This window comes from Castellaniella daejeonensis (genome assembly GCF_039523555.1).
Classification (GTDB): domain Bacteria; phylum Pseudomonadota; class Gammaproteobacteria; order Burkholderiales; family Burkholderiaceae_B; genus Castellaniella; species Castellaniella daejeonensis.
On record NZ_BAAAFN010000011.1, the window covers coordinates 42,309 to 64,585 of the forward strand.

General features: G+C 65.5%; 21 protein-coding genes. 15 read left to right on the forward strand and 6 right to left on the reverse strand.

The window, feature by feature from the left end; genetic code table 11:
* Nucleotides 1-8: 8 nt before the first annotated feature.
* Genes ABD022_RS07345 through ugpB form a run of 4 tightly spaced genes read right to left on the reverse strand, consistent with a single transcriptional unit; the run spans nucleotide 9 to nucleotide 4,170 of the window.
* The gene (locus tag ABD022_RS07345) at nucleotides 9-1,082 is read right to left on the reverse strand and encodes a sn-glycerol-3-phosphate import ATP-binding protein UgpC (RefSeq protein WP_343820696.1); all 1,074 of its coding nucleotides are present in this window, start codon (nucleotides 1,080-1,082) and stop codon (nucleotides 9-11) included.
* A 15-nt stretch (nucleotides 1,083-1,097) separates the two neighbouring features.
* The gene (gene ugpE, locus ABD022_RS07350; RefSeq protein ID WP_325125792.1) at nucleotides 1,098-1,940 is read right to left on the reverse strand and encodes a sn-glycerol-3-phosphate ABC transporter permease UgpE; all 843 of its coding nucleotides are present in this window, start codon (nucleotides 1,938-1,940) and stop codon (nucleotides 1,098-1,100) included.
* A 33-nt stretch (nucleotides 1,941-1,973) separates the two neighbouring features.
* Complete coding sequence (gene ugpA / locus ABD022_RS07355) at nucleotides 1,974-2,855, reverse strand: sn-glycerol-3-phosphate ABC transporter permease UgpA (protein ID WP_325125794.1); 882 nt, start codon at nucleotides 2,853-2,855, stop codon at nucleotides 1,974-1,976.
* A 4-nt stretch (nucleotides 2,856-2,859) separates the two neighbouring features.
* Nucleotides 2,860-4,170 (reverse strand): sn-glycerol-3-phosphate ABC transporter substrate-binding protein UgpB, encoded by a 1,311-nt coding sequence (gene ugpB / locus ABD022_RS07360; RefSeq protein ID WP_325125796.1) that lies wholly within the window; start codon nucleotides 4,168-4,170, stop codon nucleotides 2,860-2,862.
* Nucleotides 4,171-4,348: 178 nt separating this feature from the next.
* Between ugpB and proC the strand changes: the two genes are divergently transcribed.
* From proC to ABD022_RS07390, 6 genes are all read left to right on the forward strand, one after another.
* Nucleotides 4,349-5,182, forward strand: a complete 834-nt coding sequence (gene proC, locus ABD022_RS07365) for a pyrroline-5-carboxylate reductase (RefSeq protein WP_343820698.1) — start codon at nucleotides 4,349-4,351, stop codon at nucleotides 5,180-5,182.
* Nucleotides 5,183-5,379: 197 nt separating this feature from the next.
* On the forward strand, nucleotides 5,380-6,498 hold the full coding sequence (locus ABD022_RS07370) for a high-affinity branched-chain amino acid ABC transporter substrate-binding protein (RefSeq protein WP_325125801.1): 1,119 nt from the start codon (nucleotides 5,380-5,382) through the stop codon (nucleotides 6,496-6,498).
* Nucleotides 6,499-6,595: 97 nt separating this feature from the next.
* Nucleotides 6,596-7,525 carry a high-affinity branched-chain amino acid ABC transporter permease LivH gene (gene livH, locus ABD022_RS07375; protein WP_325125803.1) on the forward strand — a complete coding sequence of 310 codons (930 nt, stop codon included), beginning with the start codon at nucleotides 6,596-6,598 and terminating at the stop codon, nucleotides 7,523-7,525.
* A complete protein-coding gene (gene livM, locus ABD022_RS07380; RefSeq protein WP_325125805.1) occupies nucleotides 7,526-8,761 on the forward strand; it encodes a high-affinity branched-chain amino acid ABC transporter permease LivM in 1,236 nt (411 codons plus the stop codon).
* Nucleotides 8,758-9,522, forward strand: coding sequence for a high-affinity branched-chain amino acid ABC transporter ATP-binding protein LivG (gene livG / locus ABD022_RS07385; RefSeq protein ID WP_325125806.1), 765 nt, complete (start codon nucleotides 8,758-8,760; stop codon nucleotides 9,520-9,522). The genes livM and livG overlap by 4 nt, the downstream gene beginning before the upstream one ends.
* A 2-nt stretch (nucleotides 9,523-9,524) precedes the next feature.
* A complete protein-coding gene (locus tag ABD022_RS07390; RefSeq protein ID WP_325125808.1) occupies nucleotides 9,525-10,226 on the forward strand; it encodes an ABC transporter ATP-binding protein in 702 nt (233 codons plus the stop codon).
* A gap of 70 nt (nucleotides 10,227-10,296) precedes the next feature.
* Here the strand turns inward: ABD022_RS07390 and ABD022_RS07395 are convergent, their stop codons facing one another.
* Nucleotides 10,297-10,908: a glutathione S-transferase family protein gene (locus tag ABD022_RS07395; protein WP_343820701.1), complete on the reverse strand. Its 612-nt coding sequence runs from the start codon at nucleotides 10,906-10,908 to the stop codon at nucleotides 10,297-10,299.
* Nucleotides 10,909-11,016: 108 nt separating this feature from the next.
* Here ABD022_RS07395 and ABD022_RS07400 point away from each other — a divergent pair, with 108 nt between their 5' ends.
* From ABD022_RS07400 to ABD022_RS07425, 6 genes are all read left to right on the forward strand, one after another.
* Nucleotides 11,017-11,997, forward strand: coding sequence for a D-2-hydroxyacid dehydrogenase (locus ABD022_RS07400; protein ID WP_325125812.1), 981 nt, complete (start codon nucleotides 11,017-11,019; stop codon nucleotides 11,995-11,997).
* A 43-nt stretch (nucleotides 11,998-12,040) separates the two neighbouring features.
* On the forward strand, nucleotides 12,041-13,156 hold the full coding sequence (locus tag ABD022_RS07405; protein ID WP_325125814.1) for a type I glyceraldehyde-3-phosphate dehydrogenase: 1,116 nt from the start codon (nucleotides 12,041-12,043) through the stop codon (nucleotides 13,154-13,156).
* Nucleotides 13,157-13,216: 60 nt separating this feature from the next.
* Nucleotides 13,217-14,620 carry a class II fumarate hydratase gene (gene fumC / locus ABD022_RS07410; RefSeq protein WP_343820702.1) on the forward strand — a complete coding sequence of 468 codons (1,404 nt, stop codon included), beginning with the start codon at nucleotides 13,217-13,219 and terminating at the stop codon, nucleotides 14,618-14,620.
* Between the two features lie 63 nt (nucleotides 14,621-14,683).
* Nucleotides 14,684-15,064, forward strand: coding sequence for a DUF488 domain-containing protein (locus ABD022_RS07415; RefSeq protein WP_325125818.1), 381 nt, complete (start codon nucleotides 14,684-14,686; stop codon nucleotides 15,062-15,064).
* Nucleotides 15,065-15,140: 76 nt separating this feature from the next.
* The gene (locus tag ABD022_RS07420) at nucleotides 15,141-15,470 is read left to right on the forward strand and encodes an NfeD family protein (RefSeq protein ID WP_325125820.1); all 330 of its coding nucleotides are present in this window, start codon (nucleotides 15,141-15,143) and stop codon (nucleotides 15,468-15,470) included.
* On the forward strand, nucleotides 15,467-16,255 hold the full coding sequence (locus ABD022_RS07425; RefSeq protein WP_414647453.1) for a slipin family protein: 789 nt from the start codon (nucleotides 15,467-15,469) through the stop codon (nucleotides 16,253-16,255). Before ABD022_RS07420 ends, ABD022_RS07425 begins: the two co-directional genes overlap by 4 nt.
* Here the strand turns inward: ABD022_RS07425 and ABD022_RS07430 are convergent.
* The gene (locus ABD022_RS07430) at nucleotides 16,212-16,703 is read right to left on the reverse strand and encodes a thioredoxin domain-containing protein (RefSeq protein WP_325125822.1); all 492 of its coding nucleotides are present in this window, start codon (nucleotides 16,701-16,703) and stop codon (nucleotides 16,212-16,214) included. The two genes, ABD022_RS07425 and ABD022_RS07430, sit on opposite strands and share 44 nt — an antisense overlap.
* A 232-nt stretch (nucleotides 16,704-16,935) precedes the next feature.
* Here ABD022_RS07430 and ABD022_RS07435 point away from each other — a divergent pair, with 232 nt between their 5' ends.
* From ABD022_RS07435 to nadB, 3 genes are all read left to right on the forward strand, one after another.
* Nucleotides 16,936-17,262: a c-type cytochrome gene (locus ABD022_RS07435; protein ID WP_414647456.1), complete on the forward strand. Its 327-nt coding sequence runs from the start codon at nucleotides 16,936-16,938 to the stop codon at nucleotides 17,260-17,262.
* Nucleotides 17,263-17,427: 165 nt separating this feature from the next.
* Nucleotides 17,428-20,304, forward strand: a complete 2,877-nt coding sequence (locus ABD022_RS07440) for an adenosylcobalamin-dependent ribonucleoside-diphosphate reductase (protein ID WP_325125826.1) — start codon at nucleotides 17,428-17,430, stop codon at nucleotides 20,302-20,304.
* Nucleotides 20,305-20,625: 321 nt separating this feature from the next.
* Complete coding sequence (nadB, locus tag ABD022_RS07445) at nucleotides 20,626-22,260, forward strand: L-aspartate oxidase (protein WP_325125828.1); 1,635 nt, start codon at nucleotides 20,626-20,628, stop codon at nucleotides 22,258-22,260.
* Nucleotides 22,261-22,277: the final 17 nt, after the last annotated feature.

The window sequence follows — 22,277 nt, forward strand, 5'->3', positions numbered from 1 at the left end:
GCCGCAGGTCAGTCCTGGATGCGCTTTCCGGTGGCTGCGTCGAACCAGTGGGCCGGGTGCTCGCCGTCCAGCCCAACAACGATCTCGTCGCCGATGGACAAGGTGCGTTCGCGAGTTTCGGCCACGGCACAGCGCAGCACCAGCGGCTGTTCGCCCCAACGGGCGTGAATCAATTGCTCGGACCCGAGGATCTCGATCATTTCGATCCTGACGCGCAGGCCCGGCACGCCGAGCCGCAGGTGTTCGGGGCGCAGCCCCAGGATCAGTGATGACGCGGCACCCGTGGGCGCCGCCAGGGGCAGGGCAGAGCCGTCCGGACCCGCGGCGCGGCCCTGGGCGTCCACGGCTACCTGCAGCAGATTCATGGGCGGCGACCCGATGAACCCGGCCACGAAAACGGTGGCCGGGCGCTCGAAGACTTCGGAGGGCGTGCCGATCTGTTCGGGCACGCCCTTGTTCATGACGACCATGCGGTGGGCCAGCGTCATGGCCTCGACCTGGTCATGGGTGACATACAGGCTGGTGGTGCCCAGGCGCTGGTGCAGTTTCTGGATTTCCAGGCGCATCTGCACACGCAGTTTGGCGTCCAGGTTGGACAGGGGCTCGTCGAACAGGAATACGGCCGGTTCGCGCACGATGGCGCGGCCCATGGCGACGCGCTGGCGCTGTCCCCCGGACAACTGGCGCGGCCGCCGTTCCAGCAACTGGTCCAGTTCCAGGATGCGGGCTGCGTCCTGGACGCGCCGGCGGATTTCGTCGCGCCCCAGACGGCGGATCTTCAGGCCGTAGGCCATGTTGTCGAATACGCTCATGTGGGGATAGAGCGCATAGTTCTGGAACACCATGGCGATGTCGCGCTCGGCGGGCTCAAGGTCGTTGACCACCCGGCCGCCGATGGCGATCTCGCCCGCGGTGATGGATTCCAGGCCCGCCACCATGCGCATCAGGGTCGATTTGCCGCAGCCTGAAGGCCCGACGATCACGACGAATTCGCCGTCCTGCACTTCCATGTCGATGCCGTGGATGACGGCCACGCCACCGGGGTAGGTTTTGCGCACATTGCGAAAACTGAGTGTTGCCATGAGGATGCGGTGTCCTTATTTTTCCGAGTCGACCAGGCCCTTCACGAACCATTTCTGCATCAGGATGACGACGGCCGCGGGCGGCAGCATGGCCAGCATGGCGGTGGCCATGACCAGGTTCCATTCGGTCACGCTGTCGCCGCCGGCGATCATGCGGCGGATGCCGACCACCACCGGGTACATGTCTTCGTGCGTGGTGATGATCAGCGGCCAGAGATATTGATTCCAGCCGTAGATGAACTGGATCACGAACAGGGCGGCGATGCTTGTGCGCGACAGCGGCAGCAGGATGTCCTTGAAGAAACGCATGGGGCCTGCGCCGTCGATGCGCGCGGCCTCGACCAGTTCGTCGGGCACGGTCAGGAAGAACTGGCGGAACAGGAAGGTGGCCGTGGCCGAAGCGATCAGCGGCAGGGTCAGGCCGGCATAGCTGTTGAGCATGCCCAGGCCGGACACCACCGCGTAGGTGGGGGCGATGCGGACTTCCACCGGCAGCATCAGGGTGACGAAGATCATCCAGAAGCACAGCATGCGCAGGGGAAAGCGGAAATAGACCACGGCGAAGGCCGACAGCATGGAAATGGCGATCTTGCCGATGGCGATCGCCAGTGCCATGAAGGTGCTGATCCACAGCATGCGTCCCACGGGGGGCGTGTTGACCGCACCGCCCTTCAGCACGGTCCAGTAGTTGTCCAGGAAATGGGCGCCTGGAATCAGGGACATCGGCGCGCGGGCCACTTCCTGGGCCGTCTGGGTGGAAGCGGTGAATGCCACGTACAGCGGAAAGGCGATCACCGCGACGCCCAGGATCAGCGTGAGGTGAGAGACGATGTCCAGCAGCGGGCGGCGTTCAACCACGGGCGGCTCCGGAAGGGAAAAGTGCGGCTTGCATCAGTAGTTCACCTTGCGGTCGACGTAGCGGAACTGCAGGGCAGTCAGGCCGATGACGATCAGCATCAGGATCACCGACTGGGCGGCCGACGACCCCAGGTCCAGGCCCTTGAAGCCGGCGTTGTAGACCTTGTAGACCAGGATGTCGGTGGCGTGCCCCGGCCCGCCCTGCGTGACCACGTCGATCACCGCGAAGGTGTCGAAGAAGGCGTAGATGAAGTTGATCACCAGCAGGAAGAAGGTCGTGGGCGACAGCAGCGGGAAGACGATGGTGGCGAAGCGCCGGACGGGGCCCGCGCCGTCGATGGCCGCGGCCTCGATGAGCGAGCGGGGAATGGATTGCAGGCCGGCCAGGAAGAACAGGAAGTTGTAGGACACCTGCTTCCAGATCGATGCGAAGACGACCAGCGCCATGGCATCGTTGCCGTCCAGGCGGGGGTTCCAGTCGAAGCCGAGCTGGGCCATGTAGACGGCCAGGATGCCGACCGAGGGCGAGAACAGGAACAGCCACAGCACCCCGGCAACCGCGGCCGCGACCGCGTAGGGCCAGATCAGCAGGGTCTTGTAGATTCCCGCACCGCGCACCACCCGATCGGCCATGACGGCCAGCAGCAGCGAAATGGCCAGCCCCCCGAAGGCTACCAGCGCAGAAAACCAGAGCGTGGTGCGGAACGAGCCCAGGTAATCCGCGTTGGCGAACAGGTCGGCGAAGTTGTCCAGGCCCGCAAACCGCGAGGACAGGCCGAAGGGGTCCTCGAGACGAAAGGACTGCCACAGGGCCTGACCCGCGGGCCAGAAAAAGAACACCAGGGTGATCGCCAGCTGCGGCGCCAGCAGCAGCCAGGGCAGGCTGCGGTGGCGGAAGACGACGCGTTTCTCCATCGACCTACTGGACGCTCTTCTCGAAGCGTTCGAGCAGGGCGTTGCCCTCGGTGCTCATCTTCTTCAGGCCGTCTTCAGGGCTCGTCTTGCCGGCGAAGATCTGTTCCATGGTGCTGTCCTCGATGTCGCGGATCTGCGGCAGGTAGCCCAGCCGGATGCCCCGCGAATTGGCGGTGGTGTTGGCATCGAGCTGCTTGACCGCGATTTCCGTACCCGGATTCTTTTCATAGAAGCCGGATTCCTTGGTGGCCTGGTAACCGGCCTTGGTGACGGGGACGTAGCCGGTGCCCTGGTGCCAGGCAGCGGCCTGCTCGGGATTGGACAGGAACTTGAAGAACTTGATCACGCCTTTGTAGGTGGCTTCGGACTTGCCCGAGAACACCCACAGCGATGCGCCGCCGATGATGGAGTTCTGCGGTGCGCCCTGGACATCGGGGTAATAGGGCAGGGTGCTGGTGCCGAAGGCGAAGCCGCCCGTCTTGATGATGGACGCGCGCATCCCGCTGGAGCCGGTGTACATGCCGCACTTGCCCGAGGTGAACAGTGCATTGCCTGCGTCGCCGCGCCCGCCGTAGGTGAAGGTGCCGGCCTTGGCCATGTCGGCCAGGAAGCCCAGGTGCTTGCGGAACAGGGGGCTGTCGAGCTGCAGGCGTGCATCCAGGCCACCGAAGCCGTTGTCCTTGCTGGCATAGGGTACGTTGTGCCAGGCGGCGAAATTTTCCAGCAGGACCCAGGACGGCCAGGCCGACGAATAGCCGCATTCCATGCCGGCGGCACGCAGTTTCTTGGCGGCTTCGGCCACTTCGGGCCAGGTCTTGGGCGGGGCTTCGGGGTCCAGCCCGGCCTTCTTGAAGGCATCCTTGTTGTAGTACAGCACCGGCGTGGAGCTGTTGAAGGGCATGGAGACCAGCTTGCCGTCGGGGGCCGAATAATAGCCAGCCACCGCACCCAGGAATGCGGACGGATCGATGGGATCGCCGACGGTTTCGGACAGCGCCTGGACGGGCTTGATGGCGCCCTTGGCGTACATCATGGTGGCGGTGCCGACCTCGAAGACCTGCAGGATGTCGGGCGCGTTGCCCGCCCTGAAGGCGGCGATCCCGGCATTCATGGATTCGCCGTAATTGCCCTTGTAGACGGCATGCACGACGTAGTCGGACTGGCTGGCGTTGAAATCCTGCGCGAGCTTGGCGACTCGCTCGCCGAGAGGGCCTTCCATCGAGTGCCAGAACGTGACGTCGGTGGCGGCCTGGGCCGTGCCTGCGCTGGTCAGCAGGGCGGCCAGGGCGGTCGCGCGGAACAAGGAAAATGCCATGGTGGGTCTCCTGTGGTTGTGCCCCCGATCCCGCCTGGGTAGGGGCGGAGGGGATTATAGGAAGCCATTGTGATGGCCTGATGACAGCTTTGGCAATCCCTGATTTCCTGGTTTTGGACGCATTTTTCTTGCTCGGCGGGCCTTCTACGCGGCGGCGCTTGTCCGTACAATGCCGATCATGAAACAAGAACTTTCTCTCGCCCTCATCGGCGGCGGCAATATGGCCACCGCCCTGGCCAGTGGCCTGATCGGCCGGCGCTGCGCGGCGGCCGACGTGCACGTGATCGACCCCAATGTGGCCACCCGCGAGCGCTGGAACGCGCTGGGCACCACCACGGCTGCGGCGCCCGATGCCCGACTGTCCGGATGCCGCGTCTGGTTCTTCGCCGTCAAGCCCCAGGTCATGGCCGAAGTCGTGCGCCAGTGCCGTCCCTGGCTGCGCCCCGACACGTTGGTCATCAGCATTGCCGCCGGCATTCCGGGCGAAGCGATCTCGCGCTGGCTGGGCACCGCCGAGCAGCCCTATGAGCGCATCGTGCGCTGCATGCCCAACACCCCCGCGCTGATCGCCAGCGGCATGACCGGCATGGCGTCCCTTGGCGGCGTGGACGAAACCGATCGCGCCCTGGCCGAGGAACTGCTGGGCGCTGTCGGCCAGGTCATCTGGGTGCGGGACGATGCCGCCATCGACGCCGTCACGGCGGTCTCGGGCAGCGGCCCGGCCTATGTCTTCCTGTTCCTCGAAGCCCTGATCGAGGCCGGTGTCGAGCAGGGCCTGACACCCGAGCAGGCGCGCCAATTGGCGCTGGGCACTTTCCATGGCGCGACCCAGCTGGCATCGCTGTCGCCGGATTCGCCCGCCGTCCTGCGTGAACGGGTCACCTCAAAGGGCGGCACCACGGCTGCGGCCCTGGCGGTCTTCCAGGAACGTGGCCTGCCCGACATCATGCGCCAGGCGGTTGCGGCCGCCGCACGCAGGGCCGGCGAACTGGCACGGGAATTTTCCAACTGATCCGTCCCCATATGGCTCGGGGCATATCAAGTCGTGTCCTGACCTAAGGGATTAACCGTAGTGACACCCCCAGGGTGAGTCGTCAGAATACGCCTGCCGCTCAGGGCGGAAGCAAAAAACCAAGGCTTGGCGCCCCTGGCTTCAACCCCGACCGGGACGTTGTAACGGCCAGCGGCGCCTCTACCGGAGACTATCGAATGAAGTTCAAACTGCGCATTACCCCCTGCATTCTCGCGTTCGGGGCACTGGCTCTGGCTGCCGGCGCCCACGCCGACACCCTGAAGATCGGCATTCCTCAGCCGATGACCGGCCCCAATACCCAGTACGGCGATCAGATCCAGGCGGGCGCCCTGACGGCGATCGATGCGCTCAACGAAGCCGGCGGCATCAAGGGCATGAAGATCGAGCCCCTGCTGATCGACGACGGCTGCGAACCCAAGCAAGCCGTGCCGGCCGCCAACCGCGTGGTGAACTCCGGCGCCAAGTTCGCCGTGGCCCATGCCTGCTCCGGCACCACCGTTCCCGCGGTCAACGTCTACGAACAGGAAGGCATCGTCGCCATCACCCCGGGCGCCACGTCTCCGCTGGTCACCGATACGATCAAGCCGCACTTCTTCTTCCGCACCATCGGCCGCGACGACCAACAAGGCCCCTTCGCCGCCGAATACATTGCCAAGCAGCTCAAGCCGAAAAAGGTCGCCATCCTGCACGACAAGCAGACCTACGGCTCGGGCGTGGCCACCCAGGTCCAGAAATCCCTTGAAAAGGACGGCGTGAACATCGCCATGTTCGAGGGCATCAATGTCGGCGACAGCGACTATTCCGCCGTGATCTCGAAACTGAAGGCCCTGGGTCCCGACCTGATCTATTTCGGCGGCTACCACCCCGAACTGGGCCTGCTGCTGCGCCAGGCGCGCGAGCAAGGTCTGGAAACCCAGTTCATGGGCCCCGAAGGCGTGGCCAACAAGGATCTGGCCGCCATCGCCGGCCCGGCCGTGGACAAGCTGCTGGTGACGCTGCCCGCCGACTTCACCAAGCGCAAGGGCAACGAGCAGATCCTCGAGCACTTCAAGAAATACCAGCGCAGCCCGGACGGCGCCTTCACCATGACGGCCTATGCGGCGGTCCAGGTGCTGGCCGACAGCATCAACGCCGTCGGCACCGACCCGTCCAAGGTCGCCGACTACATGCACGAACACAGCTTCGATACCGCCATCGGCAAGGTCGACTATGATGCCAAGGGCGACCTCAAGCACTTCGAATTTGCGGTCTTCCGCTGGGATGCCAACGGCAACCTGACCCAAATCCAGCCCTGACGGGCTCGGACGGCCCCGGTTCGCGCCGGGGCCGCCGGTGCGGTTCTTTCCGGGCGCCTGCCGCCCGGCCGTCTTTTCGTCTCACTCCCCCGACATCATGTCCGACCTGCTACCTCTATTGACGCAACAGCTGTTCAACGGCTTGTCGCTGGGCGCCATTTATGCCTTGATCGCCATCGGCTACACCATGGTCTACGGCATCATTGGCATGATCAACTTCGCCCACGGCGAGATCTACATGATCGGCGCCTACGTGGGCCTGGTCACGCTTTCGGCCATCGGCGTGGGCAGCGGCCTGCCGCTGCCCCTGATGGTGCTGGTCATGCTGATCATGGCTGTGCTGGTGACGGCGGTCTACGGCTTTGCCGTCGAGAAGATCGCCTATGCGCCGCTGCGCAACAGCCCGCGCCTGGTGCCGCTCATTTCCGCCATCGGGATGTCGATCTTCCTGCAGAACTGGGTGGCCACGGGGCAGGGCGCCCGCGACATGGCCGTGCCGGCGCTGATCACCGGGTCGTTCAACTTCACGGTGGGGGGCAGCGACTTCAGCGTCACTGCGCCGTATTCCCGCATCCTCATCATCGTGGTCACCGTCCTGATGATGATCGGCCTGACGCTGTTCATCAAGTATTCCCGCACCGGCCAGGCTTCGCGGGCCTGCTCCCAGGACCTGCGCATGGCCAACCTGCTGGGCATCGATACCGGGCGGATCATTTCCATCACCTTCATGATCGGTGCCATGCTGGCCGCCGTCGGCGGGGTGCTGATCGCCCTGGCCATCGGCAAGCTGAATCCGTTCATCGGCTTCATCGCCGGCATCAAGGCCTTTACCGCAGCCGTGCTGGGCGGCATCGGCAGCATTCCCGGCGCGATGCTGGGCGGTGTGCTGCTGGGCCTGGCCGAGACCTTCGCCGCGGCCTTCATCTCTTCGCAGTACAAGGACATCGTCGCCTTCCTGCTGCTGGTCTTCATCCTGCTGTTCCGTCCCACGGGGCTGTTGGGCAAACCCGAGGTGGAAAAAGTCTAAATGAATCAGAATCTCAAGAATGCAGCGATTGCCTCGCTGCTGGCGGGGGTGATCATTGCCCCCGTGTACGGCCTGCAGATCCTGCGCAGGGGCCAGGAAACCTATCTGCAGCCCGAATGGAAGATGATCCTGGGCGGCATGCTGGCCGTCTTCGTGATCCAGCTCGTGAACGCCTGGCTGCGCCAGCGCCGGGCGGGCAAGGTGGCGGCGCCCTCGCGGTTCCGCATTCCCGCCATCAGCGACAAGCTCCGCCACCGGGCCATCATGGTGCTGGTCCTGTTCGCCCTGGCCTGGCCGTTCTTCACGGGGCGCGCCCAGGTGGACATCGCCACACTGGTGCTGATCTACGTCATGCTGGGCCTGGGGCTGAACATCGTCGTGGGCTTCGCCGGCCTGCTCGACCTGGGTTTCGTCGGCTTCTATGCCACGGGCGCCTATACCTACGCCCTGCTGTACCACTGGGCAGGCTGGGGCTTCTGGGAAGCGCTGCCGCTCGCCGGCCTGGTGTCGGCCTTCTTCGGCTTCATCCTGGGTTTCCCGGTGTTGCGGCTGCGCGGCGACTACCTGGCGATCGTGACGCTGGGCTTCGGCGAGATCATCCGCCTGCTGCTGATCAACCTGAACGAGTTCACCGGCGGTCCTGATGGCATTTCAGGCATTCCCAAGCCGTCCTTCTTCGGCTACCAGATGGTGCGCCGTTCGATGGACGGTACGCCGACCTTCCATGAGCTGATGGGCTGGTCCTTCAACAGCCAGGACGTGGTCATCTATCTGTACCTGATGGCACTGGTGCTGGTGCTGTTCACCCTGTACTTCACCAGCCGCCTGATCCGCATGCCGATCGGCCGTGCCTGGGAAGCCCTGCGCGAGGACGAGATCGCCTGCCGATCCCTGGGCCTGAACCCGCGCAACATCAAGCTCTCGGCCTTCACCATGGGCGCCATGTTCGCCGGCTTCGGCGGCGCGTTCTTCGCTGCGCGCCAGGGCCTGGTGAATCCGGAATCCTTCACCTTCATCGAATCGGCGCTGATCCTGGCCATCGTCGTGCTGGGCGGCATGGGCTCCCAGCTGGGCGTCATCCTGGCCGCCGTGCTGCTGACCGTCATCCCCGAGATCGCCCGAGAATTCGCCGAATACCGCATGCTGATCTTCGGCCTGGTCATGGTCGTCATGATGGTCTGGCGCCCGCAGGGCCTGCTGCCGGTGAAACGTCCGCAAGTGGAATTGGAATCATGAGTGAAACATTGCTGAAGGTCAGCGGACTGACCATGCGGTTCGGCGGCCTGCTGGCCGTCGACCAGGTCGAATTCGACGTACGCCGCGACGAGGTCTTCGCCATCATCGGGCCCAACGGGGCCGGCAAGACCACCGTCTTCAACTGCGTGGGCGGCTTCTACAAGCCCACCACGGGCGAAATCCTCATGGACGGCAAGGCCATCACCGGCATGCCCAGCCACAAGGTCGCCCGCCACGGCCTGGTGCGCACGTTCCAGAACGTGCGCCTGTTCAAGAACCTGACCGTGCTGGAAAACCTGATGGTTGCGCAGCACACCCTGATGGAAACCGGCCTGCTGCAGGGCCTGCTCAAGCTGCCGTCCTTCCGGCATTCCGAAACCGAGGCCAAGAAGCGCGCGGTGCAGTGGCTGGATTTCATGGGCATCCGCGAATACGCCAACCGCGAGGCCGGCAACCTGGCCTACGGCCACCAGAGGCGCCTGGAAATCGCCCGCTGCATGATCACCCAGCCGCGCCTGCTGATGCTCGACGAGCCGGCCGCCGGCCTGAATCCCCAGGAAAAGCGCGACCTGCAATCGCTGATCGACCAGCTGCGGCGCGAATTCGGCGTGGCCGTGCTGCTGATCGAGCACGACATGAGCCTGGTGATGGGCGTGTCCGACAGGATTCTGGTCATGGAGCACGGCAAGCCCATCACGACCGGCCTGCCCGACGAAGTCCGCGCGGATCCCCGCGTCATCAAAGCCTATCTGGGGGAATGACCGTGCTCAAGCTTGAAAATGTCAGCACGTTCTACGGGGCCATCCAGGCCCTGAACGATGTATCCGTGGAAGTCAATCAGGGGGAAATCGTCACCCTGATCGGTGCCAACGGCGCCGGCAAGACCACCTTGCTCATGTCGGTGTGCGGCAACCCGCGCGCCCGGTCGGGCAAGATCTCTTTCCTGGGAGAAGACATCACCCAGGAAGCGACGCACGCCATCATGCAGCGCGGGATCGCCATCTCGCCGGAAGGCCGGCGTGTGTTTCCCGACCTGACGGTGACGGAAAACCTGAACATGGGGGCGTTCTTCCTGGACCGTGTCCAGACCGAAGAAAGCATGGAACACGTCTTCGACCTGTTTCCGCGCCTGCGCGAACGGGCGGGCCAGCGGGCCGGCACCATGTCCGGCGGCGAGCAGCAGATGCTCGCCATCGGCCGGGCGTTGATGACGCGGCCCAAGCTGTTGCTGCTCGACGAGCCCACCCTGGGACTGGCGCCGCTGATCATCGCGCAGATCTTCGACATCATCCGCACCATCCGCGAGGAAGGCGTGACGGTGTTCCTGGTCGAACAGAACGCCAACAAGGCCCTGCAGGTGGCCGACCGCGGCTACGTGCTGGAAACCGGCAAGGTCGTGCTGGCCGATACCGGCGCCAATCTCCTGAGCAACGACGAGGTCCGCAAGGCGTACCTCGGCGCCTGAGCCGGCCTGCGCGTCGCCTCGAAAGGCGAACGACAGCACGCCGGACAGCCGGTTGGGGCAGGGCGCCGCGTCAGGCCAGTCCCTGTGCCTTCAGGGCGACCCGCACGCCGGCGTCGGCCCACATGCGGGCCTGGAATGCGCGCAGCTCATCCAGGCCCGTCAGCGAAACCTGTTTCGCATCCGCCCACTTCAACAGCACGAACAGATAAGCGTCGGCGATCGAGCGCCGGCCGGTCAGCCAGTCGCGGCCTCGCAGACGATCGTTGACGATGGCGAACAAGCCCTGCAGTTTTTCGGTTGCCTTGTCGGCCACGGTCTTGCCCAGGGCCTCGTCGCCGCCACTGTAGAAGGTGGGCACGAAGACCAGGGAAAAGGTCTTGTGCAGGTCGGAATTGCACAGGCCCAGCCAGCGACGGGTCTCCGCGCGTTCGCGCGGGGTGTCGCCCTGCAGCCTGGCCTCGGGGTTGAGTTCGGCCAGGTAGTCCAGGATGGCGGCGCTCTGCGTCAGAACGAAATCGCCATCCACCAGGGTCGGAACGGCGCCCAGGGGGTTCAGGGCCAGGTAGTCGGCTTCCTTGATCTGCTCCCGCGTCAGGCGGATGGTTTCATAGGGCTTGCCGATCCATTCGAGAACGATATGGGCGGCCAGCGAGCAGGCGCCGGGAAAATAGTAGAGTTTCATGATGCGTGCGAAGTGAAAGAAGGGTTCGGCCAGTGTTATACCACCGCGGCGGCGGCAGTCATGGGGTAGACTACCGGGTTGACGCTGTCTTTCGTTGAGGCCTGTTTCATGGACACCCTGCGCATCGTTTTTCTGGATCGGGATTCCCTGCCGGCCACAGAGGATTTCGCCGGCCCGCAGGTGCCGCACGAATTGGTGGCGTATCCCCGCACGGCTCCCGAACAGGTCGTCGAGCGCATCCGGGACGCCGACATCGTGATCGTGAACAAAGTCGTGCTGGCCGCCGACGCGATCGCCCAGGCGGACCGCCTGCGCATGATCGCGGTCACCGCCACAGGCACCGACAACATCGACCTGGATGCCTGCGACCGGCGGGGCATCATCGTTTCCAATGTGCGCGACTACGCCGTGCATGCCGTGCCCGAGCATACGTTCGCCCTGATGCTGGCCTTGCGGCGCAACCTGCTGGCCTATCGCCAGTCGGTGCGCGACGGCCGCTGGCAGGAAAGCGGTCAGTTCTGCTATTTCGACTTCCCCGTGCGCGACCTGGCCGGATCGACCCTGGGCATCATCGGCCGTGGCGCCCTGGGCGAAGCGGTGGCCGAAATCGCCCGCGCCTTCGACATGAAAGTCCAGTTCGCCGCGCGGCGGGATGCCGACGGGCCCGTGCAGGACTACACCGATTTCAACCACGTGCTGCGCACCAGCGACGTGATCAGCCTGCATTGCCCGCTCAATGCCCAGACCCGCGGCATGATCGGCTCGTCCGAATTCGCCCTCATGGAACGCAAGCCGCTGCTCATCAACACCGCGCGCGGCGGGCTGGTGGATGAATACGCGCTGGAGCACGCGCTGCGCAGCGGCCAGATCAGCGGCGCCGGGTTCGACGTCTCGTCCCAGGAGCCTCCCGCGCCGGACCATCCCCTCATGCGGCTGCTGGACCTTCCGAATTTCATCCTGACCCCGCACATGGCCTGGTCCAGCGAGGCAGCCATCCGGACGATGATCCGCCAGGTGCGCGACAACATCGAAGCGTTCCTGCGAGACGATCCCCGCAACGTCGTCGCCGGCTATCGTGCCGCGCGCTGATCCCCGGAAGCCCGCCATGCCTGCCGACCGCCCGGAAGCCGCCATGTCACGTCCCTTGCGCGTCGCCATCAACGGGTACGGGCGCATCGGCCGGTGCGTGCTGCGCGCCCTGGCCGAATCCCCGTATCGCCGCAACCTGAGCGTGGTGGCCATCAATGAGCCGGCGGATCTCGAATCGATGGCCTACCTGACCCGTTTCGACTCGACCCACGGCATCTTTCCCGGCGAGGTCCGGGTGATCGACGACGGCCTGGAAATCGATGGAAGCGCGATTCCCGTATTCCATGTCCGCGAACCGGCCGACGGCCCCTGGCGCACGCTCGAATTCGACCTGCTGCTGGAATGCTCCGGCGTCTTTTCCACGCGTGAGCACCTGCAGGGTTTCCTGGACGCGGGCTGCCCGCGGGTGCTGGTCTCGCATCCTGGCAAGAGTGCTTCCGATGTGGATTGCACCATCGTCCACGGCATCAACGACGATGATCTGAAGGCCGATCAGCGGATCGTGTCCGCGGCTTCGTGCACGACCAACGCCGCAGTACCCGTCCTGGACCTGCTGGAGCGCCGGCTGGGCGTGGACGGCGCTTTTCTCACGACGCTGCATTCGGTGATGAACGACCAGCCCATGATCGATGGCTACCATCATGCCGACCTGCGCCGCACGCGTTCGGCCATGCAGTCCATCGTACCGGTGGCCACGGGCCTGGCCCAGGGCATCGAGCGCATGCTTCCCGGCCTGGCCGGACGCATCCAGGCCAAGGCCGTTCGGGTACCCATCCTGAATGTCTCGGCAATCGACCTGGCCGTGAACCTGCGCTGCGACACGAGTCCGGAAGCCTTGAACGAACTCTTCATCGAAGCCGCCCGGCTCCGCCCGGACCTGATCGCCTGCACAGGTCAGCCCCATGCTTCGGTGGACTTCAACCACGATCCGCATTCGGTCGTCGTCGACCTGGGCCAGACCCGGGTCAACCAGGGCCGTTTCGCCAATCTGCTGATCTGGTTCGACAATGAATGGGGCTTCGCCAATCGCATGCTCGACGTGGCGCGCGCCTGGTCGGGCCGATTCCTTTCGCAGCCGGGCCGCGCTGGGGCAGAAGACACCCCCGCAGCCCAGGCGGCCGGCGGCCATGGGCCGCGCGGCGTGGAGGGCGTTTTTTGATCTCCGCCGCACCCGTACACCCTCCTTTTCCCTCATCCTCATTTCCAGGAGTTTGACATCATGGCCGAAACCCGGACCGAAACCGATTCCATGGGCGCCATCGAGGTGCCTGCCGCACATTACTGGGGCGCGCAGACGCAGCGTTCCATCCAGAATTTCCCGATCGGCGTGGCCCGGTTCCGCTGGCAGCCTCCGGTGATCCGCGCACTGGGCGTGCTGAAGAAAGCCGCCGCTCAGGCCAACGCCGAACTCGGCGAACTGCCCGCGGATATTGGCAACCTGATCGTGCGCGCCGCCGACGAAGTGATCGAAGGCAAGCTCGACGGCGAATTCCCGCTGGTGGTGTTCCAGACCGGTTCGGGCACCCAGTCGAACATGAATGCCAATGAAGTCATTTCCAACCGGGCCATCGAACTGGCCGGCGGGCAGGTGGGTTCCAAGGCCCCGGTGCACCCGAATGACCACGTCAACCGCGGCCAGTCGTCCAACGACACCTTCCCCACCGCGATGCACATTGCGGTGGCCGAGGAACTGTCGCGCCATTTCTTTCCGTCCGTCGGGCGCCTGCGCGCCACGCTGGATGCCAAGGCCAAGGCCTTCCAGAACATCGTCAAGACCGGGCGCACCCACCTGCAGGATGCGACGCCGATCACGCTGGGCCAGGAAGTCAGCGCCTGGGTCGCGCAGATCGACTTCGCGCTGGATGCCGTGCAGGCGGCGCTGCCGGGCATCTACGACCTGGCGATCGGCGGCACGGCCGTGGGCACGGGCCTGAATGCCCATCCGCGCTTCGGTGAACTGGCAGCCGCCCGCATCGCCGACATCACCGGCCTGCCGTTCCGCAGCGCCGAAAACAAATTCTTCGCCTTGTCCGCCCACGACGCGCTGGTGAACCTGTCGGCGGCGCTGCGCACGCTGGCCGGCGCGCTGATGAAGATGGCCAACGACGTGCGCTGGCTGGCCAGCGGCCCGCGCTGCGGCATCGGCGAACTGCTGATCCCCGAAAACGAGCCGGGTTCGTCCATCATGCCGGGCAAGGTCAACCCCACCCAGTGCGAAGCCATGACCATGGTGTGCGCCCAGGTCTACGGCAACGACGCCGCCGTGGCCTTTGCCGGATCCCAGGGCAATTTCCAGCTGAACGTCTACAAGCCGGTCATGGTGCACAACGTCCTGGAAAGCATCGGCCTGCTGGCCGATGCCTGCCTGTCCTTCGACGAGCACTGCGCAGTGGGCATCGAGCCCAACCTGCCGCGCATCGAGGAAAACCTGCAGAAGAACCTGATGCTGGTCACCGCCCTGAACCGGCATATCGGTTACGACAAGGCTGCCGCGATCGCCAAGAAGGCTCACAAAGAGCACAGCACCCTGCGCGAGGCCGCGCTGGCACTGGGCTTTCTGACCGATGCGCAGTACGATGAGTGGATCGTCCCCCTGGAAATGACCCACCCCAGCAAGGCATGAGGCCGGGCACGGGGCTGCCCCTGCGGACTGCCCCGTGCCGACTGAATCCGAGCCGCCTGCACCATGAAATCACCCGTACAGATCAAGCGCGCATACGAAGAACCCGAAGACACCGACGGTTTGCGCGTATTCATCGACCGGCTCTGGCCGCGCGGCCTGTCCAAGGCAGCCTTCCAGTACGATCTCTGGTGCAAGGATCTGGCGCCCAGCCCGGCGCTGCGCACGTGGTTCGGCCACAAGCCCGAGCACTGGGACGGCTTTCGCCGCGACTATGCCGCGGAATTGCAGGACGAACAGGCCCAGGCCCGCATGGGCACGGTGTTTGCGGCGGCGGAAGGCCGCCGCATCACCCTGGTGTTCGGCGCCAAGGATCCAGAACACAACCACGCCCTGATCCTGGCGGATGCGATGAACGACTACGCAAGGCGCCATCGCCTTGTCTGAATGAATTCCCGGCGCACCGCGCCGGCCGCATGCGGGCCATCCGGGCCCGTGATCCGCAATCTTCCCGGGGAAGGAAATGCTGCTGGTCTACTTCGGTTCGCAGTCGGTCTGGGCACTGTCGCTGCTCGGACTGATCCTGCTGCTGGCCGCGATCATCGCCATCCAGGCACATCGCCGGCGGGTCAGGGGCGGCAACGAAGAGCTGCCCGGCATGATCGGTGAAATCACCCAGGCCTCCGATGACCGGGGCCGGGCACGCGCCCTGGTGCGTGGTGAAATCTGGCAGGTCCATGCAGGCACGCCGCTGCGGCCCGGCCAGGCCGTGCGGGTCCGGGCAGAACATGGCCTGATGCTGGAAGTCGAACCCGTCCCCGAAGGGGATGACTCACTGGGAGAACCCTCATGATGTTCCTGGAACTGGACTCGGGCATTGGCCTGCTGGTACTCGTTTTCCTGGTGTTCGTGCTGTTCAAGCTGTTTCGCGTCCTGCGCGAATACGAACGGGCAGTCATCTTCACGCTCGGCCGCTATACAAGCACCAAGGGGCCGGGCCTGATCATCGTGATCCCTTTCCTGCAGCAGGCGGTGCGCGTGGACATGCGCGTGGTGACGCTGGACATTCCTCCCCAGGACGTGATTTCCCGCGACAACGTCTCGGTGCAGGTGAATGCCGTGCTGTATTTCCGGGTGGTGGACCCGGACAAGGCCATCATCCAGGTCGAACGCTACCTGGAAGCCACCAGCCAGCTGGCGCAGACGACGCTGCGGGCGGTGCTGGGCAAGCACGAACTGGATGAAATGCTGTCCGAGCGCGAAAAACTGAACCTGGACATCCAGACCATCCTGGACGCACAGACCGATGGCTGGGGCATCAAGGTCACCAACGTCGAGATCAAGGACATCGGCCTGAACGAGACCATGGTGCGCGCCATGGCGCGCCAGGCCGAGGCCGAACGCGATCGCCGGGCCAAGGTCATCCACGCCGAAGGCGAGCGGCAGGCGGCGCAGGCGCTGGCCGACGCGGCCAACACCCTGGCGCGGGAACCATCCGCCATGCAGTTGCGTTACCTGGAAACCCTGGCGCAGGTGGCGGGCGACAAGTCTTCCACCCTGGTGTTCCCCATACCGATCGACCTGCTGGCCGGGTTCATGGGGCCGTCGCGTCCGCCTCGGCCAGAAGCTGACCAATGACGGCGCCGGTCCGCAGGTCGTCGAGCCGGCCGAAATGATGCAGGCGAACGCCGCCCTGGGCGTCCAGGATCACCAGCGAAGGCGTGCCCTGCAGGCCCCAGGCCTGCATGGTCAGGGGAATCGGATTGCCCGACGGGGCAGGGCGGTCGATGCCCACGGGAAAGCGGATCCGGTATTCGTGCAGGAAAGCCCGCAGCGCGATTTCGCCCATGGCGGCGTGATGCTCGAAGACCGTATGCAAGCCGATCACCTGTACCCGCCCTGGCGGAAACGACTCGTGGATCGCCTTGGCCTGGGGCAGCCCGTGCGATACGCAACCCGGGCACAGCATCTGGAAGGCATGCACGACCACGACCGTTCCGCGCAGCGACTCCAGGGTGGGCGGAGCGTCTTGGACGTTCAGCCAGGTCTCGATGTCCCAGGGTGGGGGCAGCGCGCCGTTGATCATGATCAGGCTCCGCGGTGTGGTCGGTCGATTCCATCATAGGACGGACGTACAATCGGGAAAAGACGCCGGCGCGGGAAAACCTACAATTCGTAGTGGTAATCTCCCGCGCATTGGCCGACCATGGTGTAATGATGCGCCTTTGCCGCGCGATGTGCCGTGCGGCAAAGCCATGCGGGGCGCTCGTGGGGCGCCCATCGAAACTTCCCTGTCTGACGGAGATTCACACATGAAACTGTCCGCTCTCGCCCTGAGCCTTTCCCTGCTGGCCATGGGCCAGGCTGCCCACGCCGCGCCGGATTTCGCCCAGGTCAAGGACATCCTGACCAAGAACGCCTGTCTGGCCTGCCATGCGGTCGACAAGAAGGTCGTCGGCCCCGCGTACGAAGAAGTCGCTGCCAAGCACAAGGGCCAGGCGGACGCCGCCGCCGTCCTGACCAAGCACATCAAGGAAGGCAGCTCGGGCGTCTACGGCCCGATCCCGATGCCGCCCAACGTCGGCATTTCCGACGCGGACATCAAGACGGTGGTCGAGTGGCTGGTGGCCGGCGCCCCGCACTGATTGCCAGACGCCCGAGGGTGCCCCGGGCCGGCCGCCGGATACCCGGGCGGACCTGCCCGGGGCGCTCCCGGAAACCCTGCGGCGGCCGGCTGGCGCCGCAGGGTTTTTTATTCCCAATTCCGGGACCCGGCATCGGGTCCGTCCTTTACCATCACAGGAGCCGGCATGAACCGAGTGGATGTTTTCTCGGGCCTGGAGACCCAGTCCATTTCCGTTGAAGTCCTGCGGGAAAAATACGCCAAGGGCGAGGAAACCTCGATCGTCGAAATCCAGCAGCGCGTGGCACGTGCGCTGGCCGCGGTCGAAAAGCCCAGGCAGCGCGCGCGGTACCGCGCCCTGTTCCTGGATGCGCAACAGCGCGGGTTCATCCCCGCGGGCCGCATCAATTCGGCCGCGGGCACGGATCTGGCCGCCACGCTCATCAACTGCTTCGTCCAGCCGGTCGGGGATTCCGTGTCCGATCCGGTGGACGGCCGGCCGGGCATCTACGATGCCCTGCAGAAAGCCGCCGAAACGATGCGGCGTGGCGGCGGGGTAGGGTACAACTTCAGCCATATCCGCCCGGCGGGCGCCGTCGTCAAGGGCACGGCCTCGAAGGCATCCGGGCCCGTATCCTACATGCGCGTGTTCGACCGTTCCTGCGAGACCGTGGAATCGGCCGGCTCGCGGCGCGGCGCCCAGATGGGCGTGCTGGACGTCGGCCACCCCGACATCGAGGCCTTCATCGAAGCCAAGCAGACAGCGGGCGAGCTCACCAATTTCAACGTGTCGGTCAGCGTCACCGATGAATTCATGCGTGCCGTCGAGGACGACACCCTGTTCCCCCTCACGCACGTGGCCGAACCGGCCGACGACCTGAAGGCCGCCGGCGCCTATCGCCGCGAGGACGGCCTGTGGGTCTACCGCGAGATCCGTGCGCGCGATCTCTGGGACCGGATCATGCAGTCCACCTACGACTATGCCGAACCGGGCGTGCTGTTCCATGACCGGATCAATGGCGAGAACAACCTGCACTATCTGGAAACGCTGGACGCCACCAATCCCTGCGGCGAACAGCCCCTGCCGGGCTACGGCTGCTGCTGCCTGGGCTCGATCGACCTGACGCGTTTCGTGCGCAATCCCTTCGGTCTGCAGGGCGAGCCGTCCGTGGACTGGGACGGGCTGGCGGAAGTCGTGGCGGTGTCCGTGCGCATGCTGGACAACGTGCTGGATGCCACCGTCTGGCCGCTGCCGGAGCAGGCTGCCGAAGCCGCCCACAAGCGCCGTGTCGGTCTGGGTGTCACGGGCCTGGGCGATGCGCTGATCATGCTCAAGCTGGCCTACGACAGCGAGCCCGCGCGCGAGATGGCCACCCGATTCGCCCGCGCAGTCGCTCATGCCGCCTACCGTGCATCGATCGATCTGGCACGGGAACGCGGGCCCTTCCCGGGTTTCCAGGCCGAGCCCTACCTGGCGAGCGGTTTCGCCCGCCGTCTGCCCGACGATATCCGCGCCGCGATCGCGGAACACGGCATCCGCAACAGCCACCTGACCTCGATCGCCCCGACCGGCACGATTTCCCTGGCCTTTGCCGACAATGCGTCCAACGGCATCGAGCCGCCGTTTTCCTGGACCTACACCCGCACCAAGCGCATGGCCGACGGCGGCAAGCAGGACTACGTGGTCGAAGACCACGCCTACCGCCTCTACCGCCTGATGGGCGGCGACGTGTCCGGCGAATTGCCGCCGTACTTCCGCACCGCGCTGGAAATTTCCGCGCGCGACCACGCACTGATGGTGGCCGCCGTCAAGGATCACGTCGATGCGGCAATCTCCAAGACCGTGAACGTGGCCGTGGACTATCCGTACGAAGACTTCAAGGATCTGTACATGCAGGCCTGGAAGCTCGGCCTTAAGGGCATCACTACGTACCGCCCCAGCGGCAAGCGGGGCGCCGTGCTGTCGGTCGCCCCGGCGGCCGATGCGCCCGCCCAGCCTGAAGCCATCTCGTTGTCCGAAGCCGACCGCCGCCTGGTGCTCAAGCGCGTCATCGAACCGGTGCTCAACAGCCTGCGCTGGCCCAATCGCCCACGGTTGCCGCGCGGGGCCTCCTGCTGGGCCTCGGACACCATCGAATCCCCGGAAGGCAGCTTTGTGGTCTTCGTGTCCGATCTGCAGAAACGGCCCTTCGAGGTCTGGGTCAACGGCGCCCGTCCGCCGCGCGGCCTGGGTTCCGTGGCCAAGATGCTCAGCCTGGACATGTACACGGACGACTTCCCCTGGCTCAACCGCAAGCTGGAAGTCCTGGCGGGCACCAACGGCGGCGTGCCTTTCCAGCTCCAGGATCCTGAAGCCGGCGAACCGATCTGGGTGCCCTCGACGGTGGCTGCCCTGGCGCGTCTGGTTGCGTTCCGCCACCGCACCCTGGGCATCGACGCCACGGCGGCATCCAAGTCCGCCATGATGGATGCCCTGATCGCGCCGCGCGAACCCAAGACTGGCCCGGACGGGACGATGGGGTGGATCTGCGACGTCCTCAACCCAGTCACGGGCGATGATTTCGTGCTGATGGTCAAGGAACTGCGCATGCCCGACGGCTCCACACGGCCGTATTCGGTGTGGGGCGCCGGCAAGTTCCCCCGCGCGTTCGAAGGCCTGTTCAAGCTCCTGAGCCTGGACATGCGCATCGTCGATCCGGCCTGGATCGCCATGAAGCTGCGCAAGCTGATGAATTACGCGGAGCCGCAGGGCGATTTCCTGGCCCGCGTGCCCGGCGCCGACAAGTCCAGCTCCTTCCCCTCGACGGAAGCCTATATCGCCCGCCTGCTGATCCACCGCTACGCGATGCTCGGCATCCTGGACGAACAGGGCGAGCCCGTCGAGCAGATGGGCGTGGTGCAGGCCGAAACCGAATCCGACGCCGCCGCGGCGCCCGTCCGTCCGTCAGGCCAGGCGCCCGTCCTCAACGGGACCGAATGCCCCGAATGCCACCTGCATAGCGTCATCAAGAAGGACGGCTGCCAGTTCTGCACCCACTGCGGCTACACCGGCGCTTGTGGATGAGACAGGACACCGGACAGTCCCTGCGGACTGTCCGGTGCCTGTCGAATCCGAGCGGCATGCAGGCCGCGAGGTGGAGAGGCGCAAGCCGAATCCGAGCGGCATGCAGGCCGCGAGGTGGAGAGGCGCAAGCCGAATCCGAGCGGCATGCAGGCCGCGAGGTGGACGGGCGCAAGCCGAATCCGAGCGGCATGCAGGCCGCGAGGTGGACGGGCGCAAGCCGAACCCGAGCGGCATGCAGGCCGCGAGATGAAAGAAACAGATATAGAATGATCCCCCCGGCCCGGGGAGACCGGAGATGCAACCACTCAAGCAAGAAGTGTCATGAAACACGAATACGACGTCCTGATCATCGGCAGCGGCCTTTCCGGCCTGACGGTGGCACTGCACCTGGCGGCCGACAAGAAGGTCGCCGTGCTATCGAAGAAAGCCCTGCTGGACGGTGCCAGCAATTGGGCCCAGGGGGGGATCGCCGCCGTTCTGGATTCCCAGGACAGTCACGATGAACATATTGCCGACACACTGGTGGCGGGTGCCGGGCTGTGCGATACCGATGCCACGCGCCACATCGTCGAGCAGGGCCGTTCGGCCATCGACTGGCTGATCGAGCTGGGCGTGCCTTTCACCCCGGACCAGGGCGCCGAACTGGGCTTTCACCTGACCCGCGAGGGCGGCCACAGCCAGCGGCGCATCATCCACGCTGCCGATGCCACCGGGCACCTGGTCCAGCTCACCCTGGAACAGCAGGTACGAGCTCACCGCAACATCACCCTGCTGGAATACCATTCCGGCGTCGAGCTCATCACCAGCCGCATCCTGGACGGCGGAACGGCTGCGGCCCCGGGCCAGCCGGCCCGCTGCCTGGGCGCCTACGTCTACGACGAGCGCGCCGACCGCGTGCACACCATCCTTGCATCCCACGTGGTCCTGGCCACGGGCGGCGCGGGCAAGGTCTACCTGCATACCAGCAATCCGGACACATCCACCGGCGACGGCATCGCCATGGCCTGGCGCGCCGGCTGCCGTGTGGCCAACATGGAATTCATGCAGTTCCACCCGACCTGCATGTACCACCCGCAGGCCAAATCCTTCCTGATTTCCGAGGCCGTGCGCGGAGAAGGCGGGGTGCTGCGGCTGCCGGCCACGGCCGGCGCCCAGGCCGGCGAGCGTTTCATGCAGTGGCACGACGAGCGGCTCGAGCTGGCGCCGCGCGACGTCGTGGCCCGCGCCATCGACTTCGAGATCAAGAAGCGCGGCCTGACCCACGTGGACCTGGACATCAGCCACAGGCCTGCCGAGTTCATCCGCGAGCACTTCCCGACCATCCATGCCCGTTGCCTGGAGTTCGGCATCGACATGACCCGCGAGCCGATTCCGGTGGTGCCCGCGATGCACTTCACCTGCGGTGGCGTGGTGATCGACATGAATGGCCGCACCGACATCCCGGGCCTGTACGCGGTCGGGGAAACGGCCTATACCGGCCTGCACGGTGCCAACCGGCTGGCCAGCAACTCGCTGCTGGAATGCCTGGTGATCGGCCGCAACGCCGCGCACGACATCGATGCCCAGCCGGCGGCCGAGCCCCTGGCCGGCCGGGTGCCCGACTGGGACGACAGCCGGGCGCGCGACAGTTCCGAGGCGGTGCTGGTCACCCACGCCTGGGACGAAGTCCGGCGCCTCATGTCCAACTATGTCGGCATTGTGCGCACGCAAAAGCGCCTGGGCCGCGCACGCCAGCGCATCAGCATGCTGGAGCAGGAAATCGAAACGTATTACCAGGAACACCGGGTCACCAGCGACTTGCTGGAATGCCGCAACCTGATCCAGGTGGCGGCCCTGGTCGTGGCCGCGGCGTTGTCGCGCAAGGAAAGCCGCGGCCTGCATTACTGCCAGGATTTCCCCTGGACACTGCCGCGGGCGCTGCCTACGGTGATGACGCCCGAAGACGGCTTCCGCTGAAGCGGATGACGCGGAGC

Bases quoted from the DNA above. Each gene is read 5' to 3' on its own strand.
- ugpA (WP_325125794.1), bottom strand. From the start codon at position 2,855: ATGGAGAAACGCGTCGTCTTCCGCCACCGCAGCCTGCCCTGGCTGCTG.
- livH (WP_325125803.1), top strand. From the start codon at position 6,596: ATGTCCGACCTGCTACCTCTATTGACGCAACAGCTGTTCAACGGCTTG.
- ABD022_RS07400 (WP_325125812.1), top strand. From the start codon at position 11,017: ATGGACACCCTGCGCATCGTTTTTCTGGATCGGGATTCCCTGCCGGCC.
- ugpB (WP_325125796.1), bottom strand. From the start codon at position 4,170: ATGGCATTTTCCTTGTTCCGCGCGACCGCCCTGGCCGCCCTGCTGACC.
- ABD022_RS07405 (WP_325125814.1), top strand. From the start codon at position 12,041: ATGTCACGTCCCTTGCGCGTCGCCATCAACGGGTACGGGCGCATCGGC.
- ABD022_RS07425 (WP_414647453.1), top strand. From the start codon at position 15,467: ATGATGTTCCTGGAACTGGACTCGGGCATTGGCCTGCTGGTACTCGTT.
- ABD022_RS07345 (WP_343820696.1), bottom strand. From the start codon at position 1,082: ATGGCAACACTCAGTTTTCGCAATGTGCGCAAAACCTACCCCGGTGGC.
- fumC (WP_343820702.1), top strand. From the start codon at position 13,217: ATGGCCGAAACCCGGACCGAAACCGATTCCATGGGCGCCATCGAGGTG.
- ABD022_RS07430 (WP_325125822.1), bottom strand. From the start codon at position 16,703: ATGATCAACGGCGCGCTGCCCCCACCCTGGGACATCGAGACCTGGCTG.
- livG (WP_325125806.1), top strand. From the start codon at position 8,758: ATGAGTGAAACATTGCTGAAGGTCAGCGGACTGACCATGCGGTTCGGC.
- ABD022_RS07440 (WP_325125826.1), top strand. From the start codon at position 17,428: ATGAACCGAGTGGATGTTTTCTCGGGCCTGGAGACCCAGTCCATTTCC.
- proC (WP_343820698.1), top strand. From the start codon at position 4,349: ATGAAACAAGAACTTTCTCTCGCCCTCATCGGCGGCGGCAATATGGCC.
- ABD022_RS07415 (WP_325125818.1), top strand. From the start codon at position 14,684: ATGAAATCACCCGTACAGATCAAGCGCGCATACGAAGAACCCGAAGAC.
- nadB (WP_325125828.1), top strand. From the start codon at position 20,626: ATGAAACACGAATACGACGTCCTGATCATCGGCAGCGGCCTTTCCGGC.
- livM (WP_325125805.1), top strand. From the start codon at position 7,526: ATGAATCAGAATCTCAAGAATGCAGCGATTGCCTCGCTGCTGGCGGGG.
- ABD022_RS07395 (WP_343820701.1), bottom strand. From the start codon at position 10,908: ATGAAACTCTACTATTTTCCCGGCGCCTGCTCGCTGGCCGCCCATATC.
- ABD022_RS07420 (WP_325125820.1), top strand. From the start codon at position 15,141: ATGCTGCTGGTCTACTTCGGTTCGCAGTCGGTCTGGGCACTGTCGCTG.
- ABD022_RS07370 (WP_325125801.1), top strand. From the start codon at position 5,380: ATGAAGTTCAAACTGCGCATTACCCCCTGCATTCTCGCGTTCGGGGCA.